At 65.9% G+C, this 25526-nt stretch carries 20 protein-coding genes and 1 pseudogene; 10 read left to right on the top strand and 11 right to left on the bottom strand.

From position 1 onward, the window contains the following. A partial coding sequence (locus HY699_11365; GenBank protein MBI4516400.1) for a GIY-YIG nuclease family protein occupies positions 1 to 142 on the bottom strand: 142 nt, incomplete at its 3' end. A gap of 126 nt (positions 143 to 268) precedes the next feature. On the opposite strand from HY699_11365, the gene HY699_11360 reads away from it, so the two are divergent. The 5 genes from HY699_11360 to thiD all read left to right on the top strand — a co-directional run bounded on the left by HY699_11360 (position 269) and on the right by thiD (position 6020). Next, a complete protein-coding gene (locus tag HY699_11360; protein MBI4516399.1) occupies positions 269 to 1744 on the top strand; it encodes an MmgE/PrpD family protein in 1476 nt (491 codons plus the stop codon). Positions 1745 to 1799: 55 nt separating this feature from the next. Beyond that, positions 1800 to 2192 (top strand): RidA family protein, encoded by a 393-nt coding sequence (locus HY699_11355; GenBank protein MBI4516398.1) that lies wholly within the window; start codon positions 1800 to 1802, stop codon positions 2190 to 2192. Positions 2193 to 2579: 387 nt separating this feature from the next. Next, entirely contained in the window at positions 2580 to 3920 is a 1341-nt protein-coding gene (locus HY699_11350; protein ID MBI4516397.1) for a magnesium transporter, read from the top strand. Further along, positions 3896 to 5173, top strand: coding sequence for an Nramp family divalent metal transporter (locus tag HY699_11345; protein ID MBI4516396.1), 1278 nt, complete (start codon positions 3896 to 3898; stop codon positions 5171 to 5173). The genes HY699_11350 and HY699_11345 overlap by 25 nt, the downstream gene beginning before the upstream one ends. 25 nt (positions 5174 to 5198) lie before the next feature. Beyond that, the gene (gene thiD / locus HY699_11340) at positions 5199 to 6020 is read left to right on the top strand and encodes a bifunctional hydroxymethylpyrimidine kinase/phosphomethylpyrimidine kinase (protein ID MBI4516395.1); all 822 of its coding nucleotides are present in this window, start codon (positions 5199 to 5201) and stop codon (positions 6018 to 6020) included. 34 nt (positions 6021 to 6054) lie between these two features. Here thiD and HY699_11335 read toward each other — a convergent pair whose 3' ends face one another. Further along, a complete protein-coding gene (locus HY699_11335; GenBank protein ID MBI4516394.1) occupies positions 6055 to 7563 on the bottom strand; it encodes a hypothetical protein in 1509 nt (502 codons plus the stop codon). Positions 7564 to 7567: 4 nt separating this feature from the next. Further along, the gene (gene sppA, locus HY699_11330; protein MBI4516393.1) at positions 7568 to 8566 is read right to left on the bottom strand and encodes a signal peptide peptidase SppA; all 999 of its coding nucleotides are present in this window, start codon (positions 8564 to 8566) and stop codon (positions 7568 to 7570) included. 64 nt (positions 8567 to 8630) lie between these two features. Between sppA and HY699_11325 the strand changes: the two genes are divergently transcribed. Continuing rightward, entirely contained in the window at positions 8631 to 9962 is a 1332-nt protein-coding gene (locus tag HY699_11325) for a DUF1329 domain-containing protein (protein MBI4516392.1), read from the top strand. 89 nt (positions 9963 to 10051) lie between these two features. On the opposite strand, the gene HY699_11320 is transcribed toward HY699_11325, so the two are convergent. From HY699_11320 to HY699_11290, 7 genes are all read right to left on the bottom strand, one after another. Next, positions 10052 to 10234 carry a hypothetical protein gene (locus HY699_11320; protein MBI4516391.1) on the bottom strand — a complete coding sequence of 61 codons (183 nt, stop codon included), beginning with the start codon at positions 10232 to 10234 and terminating at the stop codon, positions 10052 to 10054. Positions 10235 to 10672: 438 nt separating this feature from the next. Then, complete coding sequence (locus tag HY699_11315) at positions 10673 to 12403, bottom strand: right-handed parallel beta-helix repeat-containing protein (GenBank protein MBI4516390.1); 1731 nt, start codon at positions 12401 to 12403, stop codon at positions 10673 to 10675. Between the two features lie 367 nt (positions 12404 to 12770). Next, complete coding sequence (locus tag HY699_11310) at positions 12771 to 14183, bottom strand: FAD-binding oxidoreductase (protein ID MBI4516389.1); 1413 nt, start codon at positions 14181 to 14183, stop codon at positions 12771 to 12773. Beyond that, positions 14176 to 15873, bottom strand: coding sequence for a glycerol-3-phosphate dehydrogenase/oxidase (locus HY699_11305; protein MBI4516388.1), 1698 nt, complete (start codon positions 15871 to 15873; stop codon positions 14176 to 14178). The genes HY699_11310 and HY699_11305 overlap by 8 nt, the downstream gene beginning before the upstream one ends. A 240-nt stretch (positions 15874 to 16113) precedes the next feature. Beyond that, positions 16114 to 17586, bottom strand: coding sequence for an NAD(P)/FAD-dependent oxidoreductase (locus HY699_11300; GenBank protein MBI4516387.1), 1473 nt, complete (start codon positions 17584 to 17586; stop codon positions 16114 to 16116). 40 nt (positions 17587 to 17626) lie between these two features. Further along, on the bottom strand, positions 17627 to 18541 hold the full coding sequence (locus HY699_11295; GenBank protein MBI4516386.1) for a carbohydrate kinase family protein: 915 nt from the start codon (positions 18539 to 18541) through the stop codon (positions 17627 to 17629). A gap of 4 nt (positions 18542 to 18545) precedes the next feature. After that, complete coding sequence (locus HY699_11290; GenBank protein ID MBI4516385.1) at positions 18546 to 19247, bottom strand: DUF1573 domain-containing protein; 702 nt, start codon at positions 19245 to 19247, stop codon at positions 18546 to 18548. 742 nt (positions 19248 to 19989) lie between these two features. On the opposite strand from HY699_11290, the gene HY699_11285 reads away from it, so the two are divergent. The 4 genes and pseudogenes from HY699_11285 to HY699_11270 all read left to right on the top strand — a co-directional run bounded on the left by HY699_11285 (position 19990) and on the right by HY699_11270 (position 25011). Continuing rightward, on the top strand, positions 19990 to 20208 hold the full coding sequence (locus HY699_11285) for a hypothetical protein (protein ID MBI4516384.1): 219 nt from the start codon (positions 19990 to 19992) through the stop codon (positions 20206 to 20208). A 40-nt stretch (positions 20209 to 20248) separates the two neighbouring features. Continuing rightward, positions 20249 to 22456 carry an SAM-dependent DNA methyltransferase gene (locus HY699_11280; GenBank protein MBI4516383.1) on the top strand — a complete coding sequence of 736 codons (2208 nt, stop codon included), beginning with the start codon at positions 20249 to 20251 and terminating at the stop codon, positions 22454 to 22456. A gap of 71 nt (positions 22457 to 22527) precedes the next feature. Next, the gene (locus HY699_11275; GenBank protein MBI4516382.1) at positions 22528 to 23868 is read left to right on the top strand and encodes a restriction endonuclease subunit S; all 1341 of its coding nucleotides are present in this window, start codon (positions 22528 to 22530) and stop codon (positions 23866 to 23868) included. Then, a pseudogene (locus HY699_11270) lies at positions 23865 to 25011 on the top strand (ImmA/IrrE family metallo-endopeptidase). The gene HY699_11275 and the pseudogene HY699_11270 overlap by 4 nt, the downstream one beginning before the upstream one ends. A 17-nt stretch (positions 25012 to 25028) precedes the next feature. Here HY699_11270 and HY699_11265 read toward each other — a convergent pair. Then, positions 25029 to 25304, bottom strand: coding sequence for a hypothetical protein (locus HY699_11265; protein ID MBI4516381.1), 276 nt, complete (start codon positions 25302 to 25304; stop codon positions 25029 to 25031). Positions 25305 to 25526: the final 222 nt, after the last annotated feature.

The following is a 25526-nucleotide window of genomic DNA, read 5'->3' as shown; positions in this document are numbered from 1 at the left end:
CGTACTTGGCCGAAAAACCCTCCACTACCTTGCTCTTATGCTGCCACACCCGCGTTGCCAGCTGTGAGGTCACCCCAATGTACAGCGTGCCGTTCCGTTTGCTGGCCAGGATGTAAACCGCTTTCGCGGGAATGACGGCCATAAGACCGAACCACGTTACCCACAAATTTGTCGCGCACCCGCCCACAAGAGTGCGGCGGAGTGCTGGCGTCGGGGGACCGTTTGTGGCTATAGATCGCCGCAATCAGGGTTGCCGGAGGCCGTCAAGATGAATGGAAGCAACGCCACCGCCAGAATCGCCGAGTGGGTCAAGCAAGCCAAGTTCGAGGACCTGCCGCGCCGGGTGGTGGAAGAGTGCAAGAACCAGATTCTCAGCGTCGTCGCCTCGGTACACGCCGGCCATTTCGCCGACGCCGGACGGGCGGTGGCGCGTACGGTGAAGGAATGGGCCGGCGCCAAAGAGGCGACGTTGATGCCGTCGGGTGAACGCACCAGCGTCTTCCACGCCATCTTCGGCAACGCCGCGCTCAGCATGGCGCTCGACTACGACGACTACTTGTTCGCCGGCCACACCGGCCACTCGGCAGTGCTCACCACCATGGCGGTGGCGGAGAAGATCGGCGGCAGCGGCAAGGACTTCATGCTGGCCCAGACCCTGGCCAACGAGGTCGAGGGCCGCGTCGGCGCCTCGGTCTTGCTCGGCCCGCTCAACGGGCAGCTGTGGAGCTTCATCCATCTGATCGGCAGCGCCGTGGTTACCAGCAAGCTGATGGGTCTGGAGCAGGAACAAATTCAGTCCGCGATCGGCATCGCCATGCTACAGCCGAACTATGGCCTGTTCCCGGGCTTCTTCGGCTCCGAGGCGAAGACGCTGATGGCGTCGATGACCGCCCCGCTCGGGGTGCAGGCGGCCGAGTTGGCCGCCAACGGCCTGCGCGGCTGTCCCGATATCCTCGAACATCCGCAGGGGTTCGTGCAGCAGTTCTCGCCCACGCCGCTGATGGGCGCCTACGAAGGTCTGGGCCGGGTGTGGTTGACGGACACGCTTTGCTACAAGGTGTATCCGGGATGCGCCTACATCGACACCATCATCGACTGCATCCTGGCCTTGGCGCGCCAGCACTCGATCGATGCCCGCAAGGTGCGCGCCATCCACATTGCCGCCAGCCCGCTCACCCTCGGCATGGAGGCGCTCTCGGCCGCTTACGTGCGCGGGCCGGGAACTTCACCGATCACACTCAACTTCTCCGTCGGCTACAACGCGGCGGTGGCGCTGATGGACCGCGACCTCGGCCCGCGCCAGTTCACCCGCGACCGCATCAAGGACCCCGCCACCTGGGAGCTGGCCGCTAAAGTGCACCTCACGCAAGATGAAGTGATGTCACAGCGGATGCGGGAGCGCTCGCTGTTGCAGCTGATCTCTACCCCCGAAGGCGACCGCTATGAGCTCGACCTCGCCAGCGCGGATCTCAACAACTTCCGCATGTCGTTCGGCTCCCGCGTGCGTATCGAGATGGAAGATGGCCGCAACTTCGAGGCCGAGCAGGAAGTACCGCTGGGCGGCGCCGGCCGCACCTACGATGAGCGCCGCAAGGCGGTCGAAGACAAGTTCCGGCGCGAGACCCGCTACACCCTGCGCAAAGAGAAGATGGAGAAGGCCATCGACCTGGTGCATCATCTGGAGGACGCCAGCTCCTCCGGTATCCGCGAACTGGTGCGATTGTGCTGCTCGGAAAAAGTCTGAAGCCGGAGCCGCTTCGCACCACAACTGAACGATTGAACGACGGGAGGAACGATTCATGAGCGATCGGAAGTTCCTGGTGCCCGCAGGCACCGAGATCATGCGCGACCAGTACCACTTCTCGCAGGGCGTGCAGGTGGGCAACACCATCTACCTCTCGGGCCAGGGCGGGTTTGATGAGAGCTTCCAGATCGCCGACAACGCCGGCACGCAAGCCCGCCAGGCGTTCAAAAACATCGGGCGGGTGCTGCAGGAAGCCGGCGCCTCAATGGACGACGTGGTCGAGATCAGCTCGTTCCATACCGACATGACTCAGATGGAAGGCGTCGTGGAAGCCGCAAAGGCAGCCTTCCCTAACCACTGCCCAGCTTGGACCGCCGTCGGCGTCACCAGCCTGGCGATTCCGGCGATGCTGATCGAAATCAAAGCCGTAGCTGTAAAGCGCGCATAGCCGCGCCGTGCGGGAGCCGACCGCCCGGGAGCGCGCGAACGCTGGGGCCCCCGGGCTGTGGCTCAGCTCCCGAGTAAAGGCCGCAGAATACGCTGGAGACTTCCGGCGAAGTTCGCTACAAGAACGCAGGAGATGGATCCAGACGGCAGTTGGCGGTTTGAGCCGCAGCGGACACAAACGTTGATTCTTCTCGCCTAGGCCTGCTCGGGTTCCGGCGCGAAGAACGCGGGAACTCGGTATGGCGATCGCTACCAGCAACTCGAATTCGACCTCAGGCGTTACCTGCAGCGGCATGCGAGCGCAGCAGCTCAGCCTCATTGTCCAACGCCGGGGCTGGGTCCACCGCCGGGGCGGGCTGCCCTCGGCCACCCGCCCCGAGGGTTGATCATGGAACCGCTGGCGCAGACCGAAGCCATGCCGCGGCCGGGCACGGAGCCGGAAATCGGTTTCTTGTACCTGTCGCTGCTGCTGGGAAAAGCGGTGCACGACGCCCACGGCCTGCTGGTGGGTCAGCTGAGCGACGTCGCGGTGTCCGTGGGCGAGATGTTTCCACCGGTGGTCGGCTTCGTGGTCCAGCGCGGGCGCTGGGAGCCCTTTCCGCTCACCGGCCGTTGGGCCGACGTGGCCGAGATCGAGGGGCCGGTGATCCGGCTGTCGGTCGGGATCCAGTCGCTGACGCCGTCGAAAACCGAGGCCAATGGCGAGGTGCTGGTCCGCGAGTTCCTGCTCGACAAACAGATCGTCGACATGAGCGGGGCAAAGGTGGTGCGGGTCAATGACGTGCACTTTCTCAAGCTCGGGCGTCTGGAGCTGCGGCTGGCGCATGTTGATGTCGGCACCCGCGGCCTGGTGCGCCGCATGGGATGGGAGCAGGCGCTCGACGCCTTGGTGCGCCGGGTGGCCCCGCACGCCCATTACCTGAAGGACGAGCGGCTGATCCGCTGGCAGTATGTACAGCCGGTCTCGCTCGAACCCAAGGCCGCTAGCCTGCGCCTGAGCGTGTTGCAGCGCCAGCTCTCGGAGCTGCATCCGGCCGACATCGCCGAGATTCTCACCGAGCTCGACGGCCACGAGCGGGTGTCGATGTTCCAATCCCTCGATCCGGAGACCGCGGCCGACGCGCTCGCCGAGGTGGAAGACCTGCGCATCCAGACCCAGCTGATCGAGACCGTGCCGCCCGCGCGCGCGGCCGATATCCTCGAGGAAATGCCGCCGGACGAGGCCGCCGACCTGCTCGGCGAGTTGCCCGAGGAGAAGACCACCGCCCTGCTCAAGGAGATGGAGCGGGAAGAGGCCGAGGAGGTGCGCGAACTGCTCACTTATGCGCCCGACACCGCCGGTGGCATGATGACACCGGAGTTCGTCGCCCTGCCGGTGGACCTCAGCGTCGCCGACACCTTCGAGCGCCTGCGCCAGATCGCACCCGATGTCGAGGCGATCTATTATCTCTTCGTGGTCGACGGCGAGGGCGGCCTGGTCGGGGTCCTCAATCTGCGCCACCTGATCCTGGCCGAGCCGAGCGCGCACTTGCGCGACATCATGATCGCCAACCCCGCCCGTGTGCACCACACCGACAGCCGCGACACCGTCGCCGAAATTGTCGAGAAGTACGACCTGATGGCCTTGCCCGTGGTCGATGACGGCGACGTGCTCGTCGGCATGATCACGGTGGATGACGTGGTCAGCCACATCGCGAAGCAAGCATGGACGCGCAAGCTGGGGCGCTGAGGCGGTTGTGGCGGCGCCGCCCGCGGCTGCCGGCCCGCATCGCCCTGGTGCTTGCGGTCATCGGACCGGGGATCATCACCTCCAACGTCGACAACGACGCCGGCGGCATCACCACCTACTCGCTGGCCGGCGCCCAGTTCGGCTACGGCTTGTTGTGGACGCTCATCCCCATCACCGTCGCGCTGATCGTTATCCAGGAGATGTGCGCCCGCATGGGGGTGGTGACCGGCAAGGGGCTCGCTGACTTGATCCGCGAGCAGTACGGCGTCAAGCCGACGTTCTACATCATGGCCGCTCTGCTGATCGCCAATCTGGCCAACACCGTTGCCGAGTTTGCCGGGGTGGCCGCCGCGCTGGAGATTTTCGGTATCAGCAAGTACGTGTCGATTCCGGCAGCGGCGCTCTTCGTGTGGTGGCTGATCGTCTACGGCACGTACCGGCGGGTCGAGAATGTGTTCTTGGTAGCGTGCCTGTTCTACGTCGCCTATCTGATTTCGGGCGTATTGGCGCAGCCATCGTGGGGCGGAGTGCTGGTCCACCTGGTCGTGCCCGAGTTCCACTGGCGCAGCGAGTACCTGGTGATGCTGGTCGGCTTGGTGGGGACGACGATCGCCCCCTGGATGCAGTTCTACTTGCAGTCGGCGGTGGTGGAGAAGGGCGTGCGGCCGGCTGATTACCGTTACGCGCGCTACGACGTGATCGTGGGCTCGGTGGTGGCGGTAGTGGTGGCGATGTTCATAATGCTGGCGTGCGCGGCGACCTTGCATCACCGAGGCATCGCCATCGAAACCGCGCAGGATGCCGCGCTCGCGCTCAAGCCGCTGGCCGGCGCCTACTGCGCCGGGCTGTTCGCCTTGGGGCTGTTCAATGCCTCCCTGTTCGCGGCCTCGGTGTTGCCGCTATCGACGGCGTATTATGTATGCGAAGGCATGGGCTGGGAGACCGGCATCGACCGCAAGTTCCGCGAGGCGCCGCAGTTCTTCGGCCTCTATACCGCGCTGATCGTGCTCGGCGGCGCCTTCATTCTGATGCCGCACTTTCCCTTGCTGGCGGTGATGTATCTCTCCCAGGTGCTCAACGGCATGCTGCTGCCGTTCGTCCTCATCTTCATCCTGCTGCTGGTCAATCGCCGCGACCTCATGGCCGACCAAGTCAACTCGCGCCTGTTCAACGTGATTGCATGGGGCACCTCGCTGATCATGATCGTGCTGACGGTAGTGATGCTCGGAAGCGTGCTGCTGGGGGCGGCCTAGGCGCGCGCGGTGCGCCAGCGCGGCCATGATCACACGGGCACTGACCATTGCCGGCTCGGATAGCGGCGGCGGGGCCGGCATTCAGGCCGACCTGAAGACCTTCGCCGTCTTCGGCGTCTACGGCACCAGCGCCATCACCGCGCTGACGGCGCAGAACACCATCGGGGTTAGCGGCGTCCATGCGGTGCCGGCGGCGTTTGTGCGCCAGCAGATCGAGGCCGTGGTCTCGGACATCGGCGTCAACGCGGCCAAGACCGGCATGCTCGCCGACGCTGCGATCATCGCAGCGGTCGCCGCCGCGGTGCGCCAGTGGCGCATCGAGCAGCTGGTGGTTGATCCGGTGATGAGCGCGCATACCGGCGCCGCCCTGCTGGCGGACGATGCCCGCGAGCTGCTGCTGGCGCAGCTCATCCCCTTGGCGCGCGTGGTCACTCCCAACACGATCGAGGCGGCTGCGCTGACGGGGTTGCCGGTAACCACCATCGACGAGATGCGTGCGGCCGCAGCTGCACTGATCGCTCGCGGCGCCCGCGCGGTGCTGGTCAAGGGTGGTCATCTCGCCGGCGACGCGGCGCGAGCGGACGTCGTGATCGACATCTTCGACGACGGCAAGCGCGTGCGCGAGCTGCACGCCCCGCGCCTGGCCACCCCACACACCCACGGCACCGGCTGCCAGCTCTCCGCGGCCATTGCTGCCAACCTCGCCCTCGGCCACACGCTGGACGACGCCGTCGAGATCGCCAAGCGCTTCATCACCGCCGCCATCCGCGGCGGCCTGGCCGTCGGCCACGGCCGCGGCCCGGCCAATCCCCTCGCCTGGCTGGAGCACGACCCGCCCGCGCACTGAGCCGAGAGCGGCCGGCAGACTGGCGCAAGAGCCTCTAGGGAAAGTGCCCGGGCGGCGGTGCAGCTGGCACGGCGTCGAGGTGGAGGGCCGGCGCGCGATCTGCCCGCGCGAAAATCTCCGCAACCCCATCGCCGTACACGCGCAGCCAACCGGGATGCTGGCGGATGGGGCACGGCATCGCACGGGGCACCAGCGCAGCATCGGTCGGGTAGGCGGTGATGAGCCGCTGCCAGCCGGCGCCGCCGGCGAAGAACGCGAAGTTGTCACGCACCACCGCCGGCGGAAACAGAGTAGCGAAGCGGCCGTCAAGCGATACCTTGACCCGCGGCGCCAGGTGCCAGAGCACGTACTCACCCCAATCAAGCGGCACGGCGAGATTCAGTTGCACCCCGCTGGCAGCCAGGGCGCGCACGGCCTCGGTCGGATAGTCGCGGGGATCGAAGACGACGTGAAAGCGATCTGCCACCAGCCGCTTCGTCTGTAGCGCCACTTGCGCCAGCGCAATGGCAATCAACCCGGCAGCCAGCGCCCGCTGCGCGGCCGCGCTCAGCGCCGGCACCCGCCACGGCCGACGCCGTACGGCGGCTGCCAACTGCGCGGTGACGGCCACGGCGGCGGTGAGCGCAAAGACCGGGGTGTGCCGCTGATGGCGCAGCGCCATGACCGCGCAGCCAATCGCCAACGCTATCTCCCACGGCCGCGCGCGCCAGCGTGCCCACGGCAGCGTCAGCACAAACAGCGCCAGCAGCACGAAGAACGTCGTCTGCGAAGCGTCACCCGCAGTAGCCGGCTGCCACTCAGTGATCGGATGCTCGACGGTGAGTTCCCCGGCGATGTACGCCAGCAGCCGCCAGCCGTACGGATTGACCACCGTGGCCGCCGTGGCCAGGAGCAGGGCGGCCAGCGCCCGCGCCGGTTCAGCGGCGGGACCGACCACGGCCGCAGCGGCGGCCACCAGCGCCAGCACCACCAGCCCAAGGATGAAACCGCCATGAAGGTTCGCCCACAGCACGAACAACAGCGGTAGCCACAGCAACTCCCCCCGCGGGCGCGCGCGCCGATCGCACCCGGCCAACAGCACGGCCAAGCCAAGGTAGGTGAAGATCTGTGGCCGCATCGCCAGCCCTCGCGCCAGCACCGCAATCACCAACAGCGCCACCGGACCCCACACCCAAGGCGACTCGACGCGCTCCCGCCGCACCCGCACCAACAGCAACGCCAGCGTGGCCAGGCCGACGGCGAGCTTCAAGCACCACAGCCCGGTGTCACCGGCGGCCGCGTAGACACCGGCAAACAGCACCTGGCTCAGCCATTCGTGATTCATCCACGGCGCCCCGGGCACGGTGTAGGAGTAGGGGTCATGACGGAGCACCCCAGCGGCAGCGATTATTGCCTGGCCAAAACGGAGATGGCCCCAAAGATCGTTGTCGGCCTCGTTGGCGGATAGGAAATAGAGCGCGCTGCTGGCGATGAACACCATCCACGCCAGGCGCGTAAACCGGGCGGGGCCGCCGCCGGCACTGGGCGTAGAGCGGCGGGCCACCCGGCTACTCGCCAAAGGGCAGCCAGAGGTACATGAAGCGCGGGCCGCCGGAGAGCAGGCCACCGGTTTCGAGGTGCAGTAGGTTGAACTGCACGCCCCCGCCCGCGACCGCGGCACGGGAGTATATGTTGTGCGCGTATTCGCCCGGGCGCCGATACATCACCACGCGAGCTTGTCCCAATTGTGCGCGCGTGCGCGCCGCCGTGACGGCATCGTCGAGGTAGCCGATACGGTCGACCAACTTCGCCTCCAGCGCCTGCCCGGCGGTGAGGATGCGGCCGTCGAGGGCGGCAGCCGCGCCATCAAAGCGCGGCCGCCGCTGGCGCACCAGGCCGACGAAGCGCGACTGCATCTCGTCCAGCACGCTCTGCATGATCGCCGACTCCTCGGCCGTCATCCGGCGCAGCGGCGAGCCGATGTCCTTGTGCGTACCCGACTTGATGGTTTGGTTCGTGACCCCGACCTTGGCCAGCAAGCCTTCGAGATTGAAGCCGTAGAGCACCACGCCGATGCTGCCGGTGACGGTGGTGGGACTAGCAACGATTTCGTCGGCCGCCAGGGCGACGTAGTATCCGCCCGAAGTCGCCACGTCCATCATTTGGGCCACCAGCGGGAGACCGCGGTCGGCCTTGAAGCTCATCAGCCGGTGGTAGACTACGTCACTTGCCGTGACCGTACCGCCCGGGCTGTTGATGCGCAGGATGACGGCTTTGACGCGATCGTCACCGGCGGCGTGGCGCAGCTCCTCCTCCACGCGCGCCACGGTGCTCTCGCGCCGCTTGAACCCGAAGGCCGTCTGCTGCTCCTCGTCACTGATCACCTGCGAGATGTCGAGCAAGAGGATCTTGTCTCGCCCCTCGCCCGCCACCGTGTGTTCTTCCAGCGGCTCGGTGCCGCGCGCAAACGGGTTGATGCTGCCGCTGACGAAGACGCAACCGCTCGGCCCCGCGAACAGGGCGCTAAGTGCGGCTACGAGAACTAGCTTGAATCGGCCCCCAGACATGTGTTTCCCCCTTGGCTTGCGAGTGCCGAAACTATAGTCGTGGGCCGCGTGTGCAAGCAAGGCCATGACTAACCTCGGTGCCCCTAAGACGTGGTTGCCCTTGGCCGCCCTGTTGCCGGCCCTGCTGCTGGCGCGACCCGTGGGTGCCGGCGCGCCGCCGCGCCCAGAGGCCAAGACCGCCGGCATCTTGATGCTGACAAAGGAGAACGCCGACGCCTACAAGAACCTGTTGCCCGAACCGGTGTATCGCCGGTTGAAAGTGGGCGAATACCACTTCCGAGTCGTACCGGTTGATGGGCCGGCATTCCGCCGCAACTACAGCGAGCGTTTCTGGCGGGCGAGCGCGGCCAACGCGGGGAAGTACGACATCGACGCCGCCACCGGGGGGCTGAAGGAGAAAGGGGGCAGCCGTCGGCCGGCGGTGCTCTTCGGCCTGCCGTTCCCGGCCATCGAGCCTGCGGACCCGCTCGCCGGGCCCAAGATCCTCCACAACTACCGGCTGCGCCAGCTCCAGGGCGACGGGGCGGTGCACTACTTCTCGCTCGTCGATGTCACCCGTGACGGCGAAGTGTTGCGCTCGGTGCAAATCTTTCTGTCGCATAAGTTCTACGTCGGCACCACCAGCGCGCCGGCGGCGGCGTTGCCCGACAACACCGAGTCGCGCCAGTTGGCGGCCGCGGTGGCGCCGAAGGACGTTGAGGGCGTCGGCGTGCTCACCTGGCGCTTCAACGACTGGAGTACCTGGGATCACGTCTGGGCCTTCCTGCCTTCGATCCGTCGGGTGCGGCGGGTGCGCACGGCCACCCGCGGCGAGCGCATCCCCGGATTCGAAGTCCACGGCGACGATGCCGACTGCTACGACGGCAAGGTGGAGTACTTTGACTGGAAGCTGGCCGGTAGCGGCGAAGTGATCGGGCCGCTGGGCAGCGATTCGCCGTACGCGCGCGAGCTGACACCAGCCGAGGGCCAGCGCTGGACCATGAAGCTGCCTTACAACCGCGCGGTCTATGAGGTGGTTGGTGCCGCCGGCGCAGCGTGGCTCGCGCTCGACAATGTCTTTGTACGCCGGCCGGTCTGGATCGTGGAGGGTACGCCGCGCGATCCGTACTATGACCTTGGCAGGGTGGTGCTTTACATCGATCGCGAGCTCTACCATGCGTACTACAAGATCGGGTATTCGAAGGCCGGCGATCAGTTCCAAACCAATTTTTGCGGCACCGCCTGGGGACGCACTGCCGACGGGCAGTTCGCCGCACCGACGCCGCTGCTAGTGACGGGGGTTAATGAGCGGGAAAACCGCGGCACGCCCACCGGTCGCTACACCCGGGAGACCTTCGTCCGCGACTTCGCCGATTCGTGGTTTACGCCCGAGCATTTGACCAAGCTGAGCGAGTAATCAACAGCCGATCAGCCGTTATGCCGCGAGTGATGCGCGGTTCGTTACCGAGGGACTGGCCACCAAGCGCAGGCCGCCGAGGGAGCTAGCTAGAAGGGTTGGCCGGTGCCGGTTCCCGATTCGAAATCGGCCGGCTCCTCCTCGCCCGGGGTGCCGTCCTTCTTGGCCTCGCGCCGCTCGGCCTTCTTGCGCATCTTCTCTTCCTGCTTGAGCTTACGGGCCATCTCTTTGCGGCGCTTCTGATCACGCTTGAACGTTTTTCCGCCTGCCATGAGACGTCTCCTTTCTGGATCAGCGAGGCGAGAAGCATCCTCGCCACAGGGGCGGCGCTTTCACCGCGCTGGCCGATACCTACCAGAGTGAACATGGCCTGGCAAATTGCGCACTGCTGTTGCCCGCGACCGGCGGCGGGGGTGTGCGACAAATTTGTGGGTAAGGTGCAGCCGAGCGGGCAAATCCTCACCAGACTGACAGTAATGTGTACTGTCAGGCCGAGGCTCATGGCCGAAAGGGACGCAATCTGTCATCTTCCAGCAGAACTGCTTGTCCATAGCGCCAAACGCCAAACTGGATTCCCGCTTTCGCGGGAATGACGGCCATAACACCGAACCACGTTACCCACAAATTTGTCGCGCACCCCCCGCGACCGGCGCGCGGCGGTTGCCGGCGGGGCTTGGAGATGGTCTTCGTCGAGCCGGCCTGGGCGCGGCTTACGGCAAGGCGAACTGCCCGCTGGCGCCGCGCAAGGCGGTGGTGGCGCAAGCGCGCTGGCTGCCGGCGGTCACGTCTAAGGTCACTTCGCCGTCGGGCGCACGCCAGGTCTCGACGTTATGACCGCGCAGGGAGACGGCGTAGCCCCCTGCTCGCTCGGTGAGCGCCAAGTGCAGCACTGCCCCGTCGCGGTCGCGCACCGCGGCGCGGTAGACCCCGCCGTCGCTGGCGCGCAGAGCACCGGCGGCAAGTTCGAGGGAACCGAGCGGGCCACGAGCGCCGCTGAGCACTACGCTAAGTGCATCGGTGCGCGGATCGAAGCCGGCGCCGCCGGGCAAGCGCAGGTCGGCACTAAATCGGGCGCGGCCGCTACCGCTCTCGTCCGAGCGCACCAGCGCTCGACGTAGCTGCAGCTGCGCGGTAGCGGTCTGGCGCTCGAAGGCGCCGCAGTCGGGAGCGGCGCCAGCTGGCCGTGGGTTGCCGTCATGGTCGCGCGTTACCGCCCCATTGACGCCGGCCTTGTCAATGGCGGGGCTACCGGACTTGGGCACATAGGTGCGGCTGTCGAGCCCGGGATCGCGGGCTACGCTGCCGGCGCCCTGCCCACTGGCCCGCGCCCACTTGCCGGCGTTGATGTCGTTGCCGGAGAACAGCACCTGTCCTGCGGCGGCCTCCTGTACGATCAGGCGCTCGCGTAATTCGGGACGGGCAAAGACATTGCGGGCCTCGATCAGGGTGATGTCGGTGGCGTAATCCAAGGCCTTGCCCGGACCGCTCACCACACTGTCGGTGAGAGCTAGGGTGAAATCGGCTCCGAGGGCGCGCAGCCCCAAGTCGTTGTTGAGCAGCGAGCTGAAAACGATCGTGGCTTGCGCCCCCGCCGGACCGGTGCTGTTGATCCCGGTGCGGTTACCCTCAACCAGCGCGTTCTCAACGTAGGCGTTCCCGTTTAGCTTCATGCCCGAGCACTGGTTACGCTGGCTGGTGACGCGCAGCAGGGTGACATTGCTGGCCTGAAGGTCGAAGCCGTCCTCGGAGTTGCCGGCAGCGATGACGCTGTCGAACAGGATGTTGCTGCAATCGCTGTCGGCGTTAAAGCCGTCGGAATCGCCGTCACAGCCGGCGCCGTCATCGTTGCCCTCGCTGCGGGTGTTGATGATCTGAACGTCGCGTGCCCCGGCGAAGATGCGCACGCCGGTGCGGTAGTTGTTGCGCAGGACGCTGTCCCGAATGATGATGCGGGAGGCGCCCGCCACCCAGATCCCGGTGCGGTTGTCGTGCAGGTTCAGCCCGGCCAGTTCGATGTCATGCGCGCCCGGACGCAGGTAGACCGTTTCAGCGAATCCGCCACGGGCCTCGAAGCCCTGCAGGCGAACGTAGGCGACGCGCGCGGCCACGTCGAAAGCGGACCAGCTCTTGTTGGGGTCGGGGCTTTCGAGCACGGCGCCCGACAACCCACGAAGGGTAATCGGTCTGGCGGCACTCCCCGAGCGCTTCACGGCCACCCCTTCGCGATAGATGCCAGCGGTAACCACCACCGTATCGCCGGCAACGGCCTTGCCGGCGGCAAAAGCGATACTACGCCAAGGTTGTGTCTTGGTGCCCGGAGCGTTGTTCGAGCCGGTGGTAGCAACGTAGTAAGTTGCCGCCGCAGCGAGAGACGGGACAACCACAGTCGCGACCAGCCCTAAGAGCATCATCGCTGTTTGCACTAGACGTGTCCGGCTCATCGTCTGCTCCCAAAAAACACAAAGGCCGTCCCCGCCGTGCACGGGAAACGGCCTTTGTGGCGCTCTCAGGTATTCGCGCGGCGGGGTCGCAGCCCGCGGCGCGTGAGCGCATTATCTTTCTTCACAGGGAGCAACCGCTATGCCGGATAGCCCAACGCGGCCGTGGGTCCGGCACCAGCGGGTTCAGTCCGGTGCGGCGGTGTCAGGAAGCTGACTGTTTGGGGGGGTTCCCGGGGAATTGACGCTGTGACTCGCCTGACCAGTCAGATGCGCTATCCGCGGGATCGCCGCGGCATCGTGACGGTAGCGAGCGTACGCTGTTGGGGTGGGCCTTGGCCCTCGAGCAGTGTCACCCCGCAATCACGGCTCAGGGTAACAGCGCTCCAGGGTTCATGATGCCGTTGGGGTCGAGCGCCTGTTTGAGCGCGCGCAGCAAGTCGACGCCGGTGGCTCCGACTTCGTCGGCCATCCAACGCGTGCGCAATCGGCCGATGCCGTGATGATGGGAGATGGTGCCGCCGACGCGCAGCGTGGCCGCCATCGTCTTTGCCCAGCAAGCGAAGTAGGTGGATTCCGCCTGCGCCGGGTCATCGGAGCGCGCGGCAAAGGTGAAATAGATGTTCGTTCCTTGGGCGTAGCTGTGCGAGCTGTGGCCCGAGGCTACGATGATGCCCGGCACGGTGTTGAGCGCCGCGATCACCTCGCGGAAGAGGTCGTGGATGCGATCCCAGGTGGTGGCGACTTCGATGGTGTCGAGCACAATGTCCTTCTTTAGGAAAGGCTCGAAGCCGGGCACTTGGTTGCGGGTCTCGAGCCAGTGCGCGACGTTACTTTCACCCGCGGCGCTGCCGCCGTGGGCTAGGCAAGCCTGATGGCAGCCCTCGATCTCGGCAGCGGTCAATGCCGCCGGGCCTTCTGAGACCACCAGCAGCATGCAGTTATCTCCGGTGCTGGCGGCGGTGAAGTGCCGCGCGGTCTCGATGCCGTCGTACAAGCGCAGCACCGGCGGCCGCCAGCCGGCGCGTACGATGGCGCGGATGGCTTCCAGTCCGGCATCGAAATCGGGGAAGCTGTAACTGCGCAACGCGCGGCTTGCAGGCAGCGGAAAGATCCGCAAGGTCAACTCGGTGAACACACCCAGTGTTCCTTCAGAACCGAGAAAGAGCTGGCGCAGGTCGGGCCCGGTCGCGCTGCGCGGCCCCACCCGCGTGCGCACCACGCGCCCGCCGGGCAACACCGCTTCGAGCGCCAGCACCATGTCTTCGATCGAGCCGTAGCGCGTCGAGAACTGACCGGCGGCACGCGTGGCCGCCCAGCCGCCGACGGTGGAGAGATCGATCGACTGCGGGAAGTGCCCCATCGAGTAACCGCGCGCGTTGAGCGCGGCCTCGAAGGCGTTGCCCATCATCCCGGGTTGTACCCGCGCCAGCAGGGCGGTCTCGTTGAGTTCGAGCAGTTGATTCATGGCGCGCAGATCGACGACGATCGCCCCGTCCGGCGGCTCGATGCCCCCGCACACGCCGGAGCCGGCACCGAACGGCACCACCGCAATGCGCCGCTGGTCGGCGTAGGCCAGCACCTGCGACACCTGCTGCGTATTGGCCGGGCTGACTACACAAACCGCGCGCACGGGCAGGGTGCCGCGCAGCAAGCGCAGCTGGGCGATCATCCAGTAGTCGTGGCAGTGATCGCGCAGCGCCGCATCGTCCCAGCGCACCGCCGCCGCGGGCAGTAGCTGTGAGAGCTCGGCCCGGATCTGTTCAGCCAGCGCGTCAGCCATGCGCCGCCCCCGCGGGCGGCGGCGCCGCGATCGCTTCGGGTTGAAACGCCTTTACCTCACGGACATGCGCCTGGTAGTGGGCGAGCGCCTCGGCCGCTTGCGCATCACTCCAGCCCAGCGCGGCCCCCAGGCACTGGGCGACTCTTGCTGCCGCGCTCAGGCCGTTGTCGATGTCGTAGAGCATCACCCGGCTGCGCCGTTCGAGGAAGTCCTCCAATGTCAGCACCATTTCGGTGCGGATGGTGTAGTCGACCTCGCCGCGAGTGATGGCGGCGCAGGGGGCGCAGCGCTCGCGCAGCGCCGGATCGGCACCCATCGCTTCGACCAGGCGTTCGCCCTCGCTGCCGTAGAGGGTGACCAGACGCTCGACGATATCCGGCCCGACCGCCGGCCAGCGCTTCTGCAAGCGCGCGCTATAGGCGGCCACGTCGTCACCGGTGTCGCCGCCGCAGATGATTTCGCGCTCGCTCTCGCCGCGGCGCAGCGGCGCCGGCCGGCCCTGCTCGCGCAGGCGGGCCTCGGCCATCGCCCCGATGCGCTCGGCCATCTTGCGGAAAGTGGTCAGCTTGCCGCCGGCGATCGAAATCAGCCCGCCCGGGCTCACCATGATTTCGTCCTTGCGCGAGATCTCGCTCGGCTTCTTGCCCTCTTCGTGCAGCAGCGGCCGCAACCCGGCCCAAGCCCCGACGACGTCGTCGAAGGTCAGCGGCTCGATGGTGAAGGTCGCGTTGGCGGCTTCCAGCAAATAAAGGACGTCGTCGCGGCCGACCTGGGGGTTGTCGAACGGGCCGGTGTAGTCGGTGTCGGTAGTGCCGAGGTACACCGTCGGCCCGCGCGGGACGACGAAGACCGAGCGTTTGTCACTAGTTGTCATCACGACGATACGCGACACCGGCAAGCGCTCGTGCGGCACCACCACGTGAATCCCCTTGGTCAGGTGCAGGCGGCGCTGCTCGCCACGGCCGTAAAGCAGCCGCACGTGATCGACCCACGGCCCGGCGGCGTTGACCACCACGCGCGCGTGCAGCGCCAACTCGGCGCCCGACTGTCCGTCGCGCACGGTGACCCCGGTTACTTGCTCACCGTGAGTGAGAAAGCCGATCACCTCGGCGTAGTTCGCGACCATCGCCCCCAGGGCAGCGGCGGACTTGATGGTGGCGATGACCAGGCGGGCGTCATCGGTCACGTACTCATAGTACAACCCGGCGCCGTACAGCTTGTCCGCGCGCAACGCCGGCTCATGGGCCAGGGTTTCGTCGCGATCCAACATGCGGTAGCGCTCTTCTTTGCTGACCCCCGCCATGCGGTCGTAAGCGAGCAAGCCGACGTTGATCTTGGCGTAGCCGCCACGGCTGTAGACCGGCACCAGCATGTGCATCGGGCGCGCGAGATAGGGCGCCAGGCGGCGCACCACCCGGCGTTCGTTGGCGGCCTCCATCACCAACCCGACGTCCCCTTGCTGCAAGTACCGCAGGCCGCCGTGGATCAGCTTCGAGGAGCGGCTACTGGTGCCGCAGCCGAAATCGCGCCGCTCGACCAGCGCCACCGACAGGCCGCGCAGCGCGGCGTCGCGGGCGATGCCGGCGCCGGTGATACCGCCGCCGATCACCAGCACATCGACCGTCTCGCGGCTCAAGCTGTCGAGGTTGCGGCTACGACTGCGGAACGAGAGTTCGATTGCGTGCGCCATGGCGAGCAGGTCTACCGGACCACATTTCACGCCATGACGCGGTTTGTCAACGACGGCCGTGCTGGCGCCCTTGCGAGCAATCCCTTCATTGCGGTGGGATTATCGGGTGCCGTTCGCAAGGCATGCACGTTGTATTGGCCTGCCAAAGGGGCAGGGAGTTTTCGAGCCGAGCCCATGGTCGCAGGAGTCGCTGCGCGGCGGCGCTCGGGGGCGCTGACCGCAGGGCTGGACGCAGCGCCTCTAGTAAGCCGTGGCGCGGATGAGGTGTTCGCGTTGCACTAGATTGGCCACGTTGACGCCCGAGTCCGCCGCTTGGTGCGTGCCGCAGCCGTAGCCACCGGCATCGCAGCCGACGAAGAACAATCCCCGCAACGGCGGCTGGGCCGAGGGCTTTTGTTTGCCGCACTGGCCGACGATCTGTGCCAGCCCGATGCACTCACCGCCCTGGCCGGGTAGCACCGCGTCGCGCGTTAGGGCCGAGACCTGACCGGTGCTGTAGTGTTCCTTGAGGTCGACGCATTCCTGCAAGCCCGGCCACAACCGCGTGACCATGGCGTCGAGCTTGGCCCACATCGTCTCTTGGTAGCTGAGGTTAGGATCGGGCGAGCAGATAGTACCGACCAGTGCGCACTGCTTGCCCGGCGGCGCCAGGGCGGGGTCGTACACGGCCGGCACGACGTTGAAGACCACCAACTCGTCGGGCACGGCGCCCGCCTTCATCTTCAGAAAGCGGGCGGTGTCGAGGTAGCTGTCGTCCGAAAACGCCAGATACATCGGGTAATCGAAGAACGGCTTGTTCAGGAAGTAGCGAATCCCCATGATTCCCCACGACGGCACCAGGCCGCGCACGTAGCTGAGATAACTGCGGTCGAAATGCTCCGCGCCGACGAGCCGTAGCACGGTGGGTTGAATGCCGGCGTTGCTCACGACGATCGGGGCATCGAAGCGGCCCTTGTCGGTGACGATACCGGCGACGGCCCCGTCAACCACGCGGATGCCGTCGACGCGGGTCTTGAGCAGCACCGTTCCGCCGAAGCGCTCGACGGCTTGGCAGCAGACCTCCGCCACACGCCCGAAGCCGCCGCTGTGGTAGCGCGCGGCGCCGCCCTGGGCGAAATCCTGGAAGGTTCTCACCGCCTCGGAGGCGGCCAGCAGATCGAACGGAACGACGAAAACGATGTTCGACCACAACCCCATGTAACTCACAAATGGTTTCGGAAGCTGATAGCGGGCGAGAAAATCGGCGAAGGTCACGTGCTCGAGCCGCGCGATTTCTTCGCTCGTCAATTGCACCAAATCACTCAGCAATCGCGCCACCTCGGGCAGAGACTCCGCCTGCAGCGCCAGCAGTTCGAGCATGCCGAGCGGGCCCTCGGGGTCGGGGATGGCCGGTCCGACGCGGCCCTCGTAGCGATCACTGCCGGCGCGCCGGTACATCAACATCGCGGCCTGCTGCGGCATCAGCAGTTCCACCTCGCCCGCCAAGCCCAACTCCTGGAGCACGGCTGCGAACTGCGAGTTCAAACTCGGCCCGCCGCAAATCGGCCAGAACTCGTAGCGGAAACCCTGCTTAGACATGGTGATGGCCTTGCCGCCGGGAATCGAGTTCTTGTCCACCAGCAGTGTCTTGAGGCCACGCTTCGCCAGCAGGGCCGCGCAGGTGGCGCCGCCGATACCGGCGCCGATCACGATGACGTCATATTGTTGTTCCACAAGGACTCCTTCCGTTGCGCGCGCCGCCAGCGCTGCTTGCTCATTCGGCCAGGGCCGTCGCCCGCTCCACGCTCGGTATTCCCGGACGGCCGCCGAGGCGCTCACACTTGAGCCCGGCAGCGGCGGCGGCAAAGCGCAGGGTCTGCTGCGCCGGCCACTCCTGCAGCAGCCCGTAGATGCAGCCGGCATGAAAGATGTCGCCCGCGCCGGTGGTGTCAACCACCGCCACGCGCACCGACGGTACGTAGTGCAGCTGGCCGCGCACCAGCGCCAGCGCGCCCCCGGCTCCGAGCGTGACGCCGACAAACCAGGGCCCCATGGTGGCCGCCGCGCGCAACGCCGCCCGCAGCTCGTTCTTACCGGTCAGCTTCGGTAGTACCTCGGCCGAAGCGATCAGCACGTCGGTCAAGCGCAGGAGATCGTCCACCCCCGGGCCGGGCCCGTCGATGTCCAACACCGTGATGACACCGTCTTGCTTCGCCCAGCGCGCCGCCTGCAAGGTGGCCGGCAGGTCATAGGCGTCCATGAGCAACACCCGTCCGCCGGTCAAGCTGCTGCGCGTGATCTCATCGGGCCGCAGCGCCAGTGCCTCGGGCCGTTGCCAGACCACCGCCCGCTCGCCCGATACTTGGTCGATCAGGATGACCGAGACGTGATGCCCCACCCCGGTGCGCAGCGAGCAGCCGCTCAGGTCGATCCCTTCAACCGCCAGCGAGCGGCGCGAATCCGTACCGTCTATGTCGTCGCCGAAACAACCAACGTAGGCCGTCGTCAGCCCCCAGCGCTGGAGCGCGACCAGCGCCGTCGGCACTTGGCCGCCGGCTTGGCGCTCGTAGGCGACCATGCGCTGCTTTGAGTCCAGGCGCGGGTGGCGGCCGACGACGCAGAGGTGGTCCATGGTGTTGAGGCCGAAGCCAACCACGGCGAAGCGTTTGTTCCGTATCAGGTCGTTCACGAAGTCATTCCTTCTCGGCCACCACCATACCCGTTACGGGCACGTTGAGCGTGGGATGGCGCGGGCTGTCGGTAGCGATCACCACGGCGGTGGAGAAGCGCCCCAGCGGGGCATCCGCCTTCACGCTCAACGCCAGCGTCTTCTCCGCCGGTGCGGCGGGCGAATCGACCAAGCTGGCTTCGAGCACCGGGCCGGCATCGGGTCGCAGGCTGAGCCGCAGCGGCCTGCGGCTGACGATGCGCACCTGGTTCTGGCCGCGCTCGGCGCGCCGCAGTGCTCCGAGGTACAGCGCCGGCGGATCGGCAGCGATCTCCGCCGCCACCGTCCCCCGCAGCGTGAGCGTGGCAAAGGGCTGCGCCGGATCATTGCTGTACACCGTCACCGTGCGGCTGATGCTTCCCGACGCTCGCGCGCTGTCGCAACGGACGTTGATCACGCCCCCACCGCCGGCAGGCACTGTGCGGGCGGCCAGCGTGGCCGCGCACCCGCACGCGCTCTTCAGGTGGTGGACGCTCAACTCGGAGCCGCCGGCATTGCGCAAGGCGAAGGCGGCCTCGATCGGCGCGCCCTGTTCAACGGTGCCGAAGTCGTAGCTAGCGGCGGCGAAGCTGAGCCTGGGCGGTTGCGGCGGCGGGGACGAGGCACAGGCGGCAATCGTAGCAACAACCGCAGCCGCGCAAAGATCAAGACGCGAAAGGAGCGCCATCGGGTGGCAACGCTGATTCAAAAACACTTCACTAGGCTGATCGAATGCGCAACTGCGGCCGGTCCATCCGTAACTGGCGGCCGCCACTCATCCTCCGGCGGCCCCGGACATCCATCCCTAGTGGATCGGTGCACCGTGAGTCAATGCGGCGGCAGACCAAGCGAGAACTGGGATGTGCGACAAGTTTGTGGGTAACGTGCAGCCGACCGGGCAAATCCTCACCAGTCTGACAGTACTGTGTACTGTCAGGCCGAGGCCCATGGCCGAAAGGGTCTATCGCCAGCCCATACCAGAGCCGCCCGGCTCCACCATTGCCGCGTTGGCGACAGATGGAGTAGTAAGCAACCGCCGGATGGCGGCCGGCAAGGAGCGAAGTGGGGAACGGTAGACTTCACAGCGACGGCGCAGCAGCGTCCCGCTCGCGTGGGACGGGAGCGCCCCCCGCTCTCACCTCCGGCATCCGCGATAACCGCGCCCGCGGCCTGGTCGCCGACTTTCTCAGGAGCCACATCGCTGCCGGCTCGGAAATGTCGGTGGTGTCCGCCTTCTTCACCATCTACGCCTGCGATACAGTGAGGCAGGCGAACTTCCCTGCACGGCAAACCGGCAACGAAAACCGAGCGCTCAATTCTGGAACAGGGTATTCCAGAATTGGCAGCGCTGTCGCCGGGTCCAAGGGCTCCACGAGTAGGCCGACGCTGGGCAACTGGAATTTCATTCGGGTAAGTCAGGCGGCAGGGTTATGAAGGTCGCCGTCGAGATCTCAGATCGGGAGATGCGGGAAATGCTGCGGTACTCCGGCGAAAGGCTGCGAGCCGCGGCGATTCTGCGGCTCGCACTGAACGAGCTGAACTATGGCAAGCGCCTGGCGATGGACCGGAAGTTCCACTCGCGCAAGTGGCGCGTCGACCTCCCCCCGACTGAGCAACTGCGTCGCGACCGCCGCGTAACGCAACGATGAGCGAGCGTACCCTGCACTTCGACGCATGCGCGAGAACACGATGAGCCCTGAAACCCACTCGCAAGTCGCCAACTTCATCTGGAGCATCTGCAACCTGCTGCGCGGGCCGTACAAGCGCAACGAGTACCGCAAGGTCATCCTGCCGCTCACGGTGTTGCGGCGCTTCGATTGCGTGCTGGCGCCGACCAAGGAACGAGTGCTCAAGGAGTACGCGGCGATCAAACACAAGCCCGAGAGCGTCGTGCGCAGCCTGCTGGAGAAGATCACCGGCCGCCCGTTCTACAACCTCTCGAAGCTCGACTTCGCCAGGCTGCTCGACGACCCCAACCAACTCGCGCCCAATCTCAACGCCTACATCGCCAAGGGCTTCTCCAAAAACGTGCGCGAGATCATGGATCGGTTCGCGTTCGGCGAGCAGATCGCCCGCATGGCCGAGAAGAACCTGCTGTACGAGGTCATCAAAGCGTTCGCCAAGGTCGAGCTCTCGCCCGCGCGCGTCGACAACGTGCAGATGGGATACGTCTTCGAAGAGCTGATCCGGATCGGCGCGGAGCAAGCGAACGAGGAGGCCGGGGAGCACTTCACGCCGCGCGAGGTGATCCGGCTGATGGTCAACCTGCTGCTCTCGCCGGAGAAGGACCCGCGCCGCAGCCACGTCGTGAAGACGATCTACGACCCGGCCTGCGGTACCGGCGGCATGCTCTCCGAGGCGGAGAAATATATCCGCGCCCTGAACAGCGACGCCAAGCCGCTGCTGTTCGGTCAGGACTGGAACGACGAGTCTTGGGCCGTCTGCAAGTCCGACATGCTCATCAAGGGCGAAGAGGCGGACAACATCGTCCTCGACGACAGCTTCACCAAGGACGGTTTCGATCGCGACGCCGAGGGCAAGAAGATCACCTTCGACTACATGCTGGCCAACCCGCCGTTTGGCGTCGAGTGGAAGCAGCAGCAGAAGTTCATCGAGCACGAACGCGACACGCTCGGCTACGACGGTCGCTTCGGCGCCGGCACGCCGCGCATCAACGACGGCGCGCTGCTCTTCCTGCAGCACATGCTCTCGAAAATGCGCCCGCCCAAGAGAGGTGGCAGCCGCATCGCCATCGTCTTCAACGGCTCGCCGCTGTTCACCGGCGACGCCGGTAGCGGCGAAAGCAACATCCGCCAGTGGATCATCGAGAACGACTGGCTGGAGGCCGTGGTCGCACTGCCCGACCAACTCTTCTACAACACCGGCATCTCCACCTACATTTGGGTGCTCACCAACCGCAAGGAGCCGGAGCGCAAGGGCAAGATCCAGCTCATCGACGCGCGGCAGTTCTTCGTGAAGATGAAGAAGAGCTTGGGAAACAAGCGCAACAAGATCGGCGACCCGAGCGACGACGGGCGCGAGCCCGACCAGATCGCCGACGTGACGCGCATCTTCGGCAACTTCCAAGACGGCGAAACGCGCACGCTCACGGTTGACGGTCGGGAGAAGACGCTCGTCGTCAGCAAGGTGTTCGACAACGCCGATTTCGGCTTCCACAAGATCACCGTCGAGCGCCCGCTGCGGCTCAACTTCCAGGTCACGCCCGAGCGCATTGCGCGAATCGAGGAGGAGACGGCGTTCAGAAACCTCGCCACGAGCAACAAGAAGAACGAGAAGGTGCGCCTTGAAGAGATCGAGGCCGGCAAGCAGCGGCAGGAAGCGATCCGCGCTCTCCTGAAATCGTTCGCTGGACCTCATGCCGGCGAAAGGTCCGCCCCGGACTCGATCCGGGGCCGGCCTCCAGGTGGGGACGGGGTGGCAGCCGCACTGGATTCCGGCGTTCGCCGGAATGACGAGCCAGCGACCGTCTATCGTGATCGGGAGTCTTTCTTGACCGACCTGAAATCCGTCGCCGACGAGTTGGGCGTGCGTCTGAGCGCCGCGGAGCTGAAGGCGGTGCTCAACGCGCTCGGCGAGCGCGACGAGACCGCCGGGATCTGCCGCGATAAGGACGGCGAGCCCGAGCCGGACCCCGAGCTACGCGACACCGAGAACGTGCCGCTCGAGGAGAGCATCGAGACCTACTTCCAGCGCGAAGTCCTGCCGCACGTCCCCGACGCCTGGATCGCCCACGACAAGACCAAGGTCGGCTACGAGATCCCGCTCAACCGCCACTTCTATCGCTACGAACCCCCGCGCCCGCTGGAGGCGATCGAAGCGGACATCAAGGGCCTTGAGAACGACATCCTCGCGCTGCTCAAAGAGGTGGCGGTGTGAGGTACGCGGCATACCCGGGCTACAAACCCAGTCACATTGGGTGGCTCGGTGAGGTACCGAGTCATTGGGAGGTGAAGCCACTTGGATACGTCGCGCGCTTTCGAGGCGGTGCGACACCAGACACGGGCAAGCCCGAGTACTGGGATGGTGACATACCTTGGCTCTCTCCAAAGGACATGAAGAGGCCGGTGATTGAGGACTCAGAGGACCATGTCTCGGCGGAGGCGCTCCGCAACGGCCCGCTCTCCATGATTCCTCCGGATGCGGTCCTGATCGTCGTTCGGGGAATGATCCTCGCACATACCTTCCCGGTAGCGCTCACTGGTGGTCCTGTCACGATCAATCAAGACATGAAGGCGCTCGTCGTTGCCCAAGTCCTCCAGCCACGATTTCTCTTCTGGGCATTGCGTGGATTCGCGAATGCGTTGGTGGCTCTCGCAGACGAATCCGCGCATGGAACTCGCAAGCTGGAGACGTTTACCTTGTCGCGCTTCCCCATCCTGCTTCCGCCTTCGCGCGAGCAACGCGCCATCGCCGACTTCCTCGATCGCGAGACGGCGAAGCTCGACACGCTGGTGGCGAAGAAGCGGGCGTTGATCGAGAAGCTGAAGGAGAAGCGCACCGCGCTCATCTCGCGGACCGTCACCCGCGGCCTGCCCGCCGAAGCTGCCGCGAAGGCAGGCCTCGACCCGCTCCCCAAGCTCAAGCCCTCGGGCATCGACTGGCTCGGCGACGTGCCGGAGCATTGGGACGTGAAGCCCGTCAAGTTCGTTGCTCGAGTTGGCAACGGTTCAACACCAAGTAGAGGGAATACGGACTTCTGGTTGGAGGGTGACTACCCGTGGCTGAACAGCTCAGTGGTTAACCTGGAAGAGGTGACGGAACCTACGGAACTCGTCACCGAGGCAGCTCTGCACCAATGTCACCTTCCGCGGATCACGCCGCCCGCTGTCCTCATTGGCATCACGGGCGAAGGCAAGACGCGGGGCATGGCGACGACACTCCAGATCGAGGCTACGATCAACCAGCACCTGGCCTTTGTAAAGCCACGCGATGCTCGGTGTGAAGTTCGCTACCTGCGGCGCGTTTTCGACCGGGCCTACCAGTTCCTTCGAAACGAGAGCGACGGGGGCGGGAGCACCAAAGGAGCGATGACCTGCGAGCAGATCGCCAGTTTGCGCATCCCCATCCCTCCATATGCCGAACAACGCACCATCGCCGACTATCTCGACCGCGAGACGGCGAAGATCGACCGGATGGTGGCCAAGGTGGAAGAGGCCATCGAGCGCTTGCAGGAATACCGCACCGCGCTGATCACCGCGGCGGTGACGGGGAAGATCGACGTTCGCGGGGCGGTGCACGACCGCGAGGCTTCCGTGCCCGAGCCCAACAAGGCTAGAGTACTGGCGTGAACCGCGTCGAGGTGAACAAGGACCTGCTGCGTTGGGCGCGGGAGCGCGCCGGATTCAGCGTTGCTGCGCTGGCGCGGCGGTTCCCGCGCCTCGATGCGTGGGAATGCGGTGAGGCCCGACCAACACTGAAGCAGCTCGAAGCCTTCGCCAAGGTCACCTACACCCCGGTCGGCTATCTCTTTCTCAAGGCGCCGCCGGCAGAGACGGTCCCGATCCCCGACTTCCGTACCGTGGCCAACGTGCACCTCGGCCACCCGAGCCCCAATCTGCTCGACACCGTGTACATCTGCCAGCAGCGTCAGGAATGGTACCGCGGCTTCGTCCGGTCTACGGGCGAGGAGAAGCTGTCCTTCGTCGGTTCCGCCTCTGTAACCAGCGATGTCGTTCCCACCGCCACCGCCATGCGGCACGCGCTCGGATTCGACATCGAGGAGCGTGGCCGCATCCCGACCTGGTCCGATGCTCTGCGTCGGTTCATCGAGCAAGCGGATACACTGGGCGTCCTCGTGATGTGCAGCGGCGTGGTCTTCAACAACAACCGCCGGCACCTCGATCCGGAGGAGTTCCGCGGCTTCGCGATGGCGGACGACCTGGCGCCGCTGGTGTTCATCAACGGCGCGGACACCAAGGGCGGCGCAGATGTTCACGCTCGCACATGAACTGGCGCATATCTGGCTCGGCCAGTCGGCGGTCTCGGACGCGCAAGCGCTGCAGATTCCGGAGCACAGAGTCGAACGCTGGTGTAACGAAGTGGCTGCCGAGTTGCTGGTCCCACTCAGCGTTCTGAGCGACGAACTCGGACAGGCCGCCGCAATATCCGACGAGGTCGGCCGCCTGGCGCGGCGCTTCAAGGTCAGTACGCTTGTCATCCTGCGTCGGCTGCACGACGCGGGCGCACTCACGCGCGAGCAGTTGTGGAATGCCTATGAGGCGGAAGTTGAGCTCCTGCGCGTGATCCCCAGGGGTAGCGGCGGCAACTTCTATCTCACGCTGGGCGCTCGCGTGAGCAAGCGTTTCGCGCGAGCTTTGGTGGTCCACACACTCGAAGGGCACTCGTCGTTTACCGAGGCGTTCCGTCTCCTCGGCGTGAAGAAGGCCCAAACCTTTCAGGAGTTGGGTCGGAACCTCGACTTGCCGATCTGATGACGTACCTAGCTGAGCTAGTCGATGCCAACGTGTTCCTCCAGACGAAGAATCTGCACTACGGGCTCGCCTTCACTCCGGCATTCCGGGATGTATGCAACGCCCGTCATTCCGGCGGAAGCCGGAATCCAGGCATGGAAGGCCCACATCCATCGCACATGCCTGACGAGGACTTTCGCCTCGCTGTCCATGCACGCTCGCAGGCGCACGATTCCCGCTTTCGCGGGAATGACGGCCATAACACCGAACAGGATCAGGGTCGGCACCACGTTACCCACAAATTTGTCGCGCACCCCAAGAACTGCGGCAAAGTCGCTGGCGGAAGACGTCGGCGTCTATCGCCAGCCCATACCACAGCCGCCCGGCTCCACCATTGCCGCCTTGGCGACAAATGGAGTAGTAAGCAACCGCCGGATGGCGGCCGGCAAGGAGCGAAGTGGGGAACGGTAGACTTCACAGCGACGGCGCAGCAGCGTTGAGCGTAGGACGGGAGCGCCCCCCGCTCTCACCTCCGG

It is taken from the genome of Deltaproteobacteria bacterium, assembly GCA_016210005.1.
In the GTDB taxonomy this organism is placed as follows: Bacteria; Desulfobacterota; Binatia; order HRBIN30; family JACQVA1; genus JACQVA1.
Note: the sequence above shows the minus strand (reverse complement) of the source record. Positions and strands in the feature narration are given on the sequence as shown.

Bases quoted from the DNA above. Each gene is read 5' to 3' on its own strand.
- HY699_11305 (MBI4516388.1), bottom strand. From the start codon at position 15,873: ATGGCGCACGCAATCGAACTCTCGTTCCGCAGTCGTAGCCGCAACCTC.
- HY699_11345 (MBI4516396.1), top strand. From the start codon at position 3,896: ATGGACGCGCAAGCTGGGGCGCTGAGGCGGTTGTGGCGGCGCCGCCCG.
- HY699_11290 (MBI4516385.1), bottom strand. From the start codon at position 19,247: ATGGCGCTCCTTTCGCGTCTTGATCTTTGCGCGGCTGCGGTTGTTGCT.
- HY699_11280 (MBI4516383.1), top strand. From the start codon at position 20,249: ATGAGCCCTGAAACCCACTCGCAAGTCGCCAACTTCATCTGGAGCATC.
- HY699_11320 (MBI4516391.1), bottom strand. From the start codon at position 10,234: ATGGCAGGCGGAAAAACGTTCAAGCGTGATCAGAAGCGCCGCAAAGAG.
- sppA (MBI4516393.1), bottom strand. From the start codon at position 8,566: ATGTCTGGGGGCCGATTCAAGCTAGTTCTCGTAGCCGCACTTAGCGCC.
- HY699_11350 (MBI4516397.1), top strand. From the start codon at position 2,580: ATGGAACCGCTGGCGCAGACCGAAGCCATGCCGCGGCCGGGCACGGAG.
- HY699_11325 (MBI4516392.1), top strand. From the start codon at position 8,631: ATGACTAACCTCGGTGCCCCTAAGACGTGGTTGCCCTTGGCCGCCCTG.
- HY699_11355 (MBI4516398.1), top strand. From the start codon at position 1,800: ATGAGCGATCGGAAGTTCCTGGTGCCCGCAGGCACCGAGATCATGCGC.
- HY699_11285 (MBI4516384.1), top strand. From the start codon at position 19,990: ATGAAGGTCGCCGTCGAGATCTCAGATCGGGAGATGCGGGAAATGCTG.
- HY699_11315 (MBI4516390.1), bottom strand. From the start codon at position 12,403: ATGAGCCGGACACGTCTAGTGCAAACAGCGATGATGCTCTTAGGGCTG.
- HY699_11360 (MBI4516399.1), top strand. From the start codon at position 269: ATGAATGGAAGCAACGCCACCGCCAGAATCGCCGAGTGGGTCAAGCAA.
- thiD (MBI4516395.1), top strand. From the start codon at position 5,199: ATGATCACACGGGCACTGACCATTGCCGGCTCGGATAGCGGCGGCGGG.
- HY699_11310 (MBI4516389.1), bottom strand. From the start codon at position 14,183: ATGGCTGACGCGCTGGCTGAACAGATCCGGGCCGAGCTCTCACAGCTA.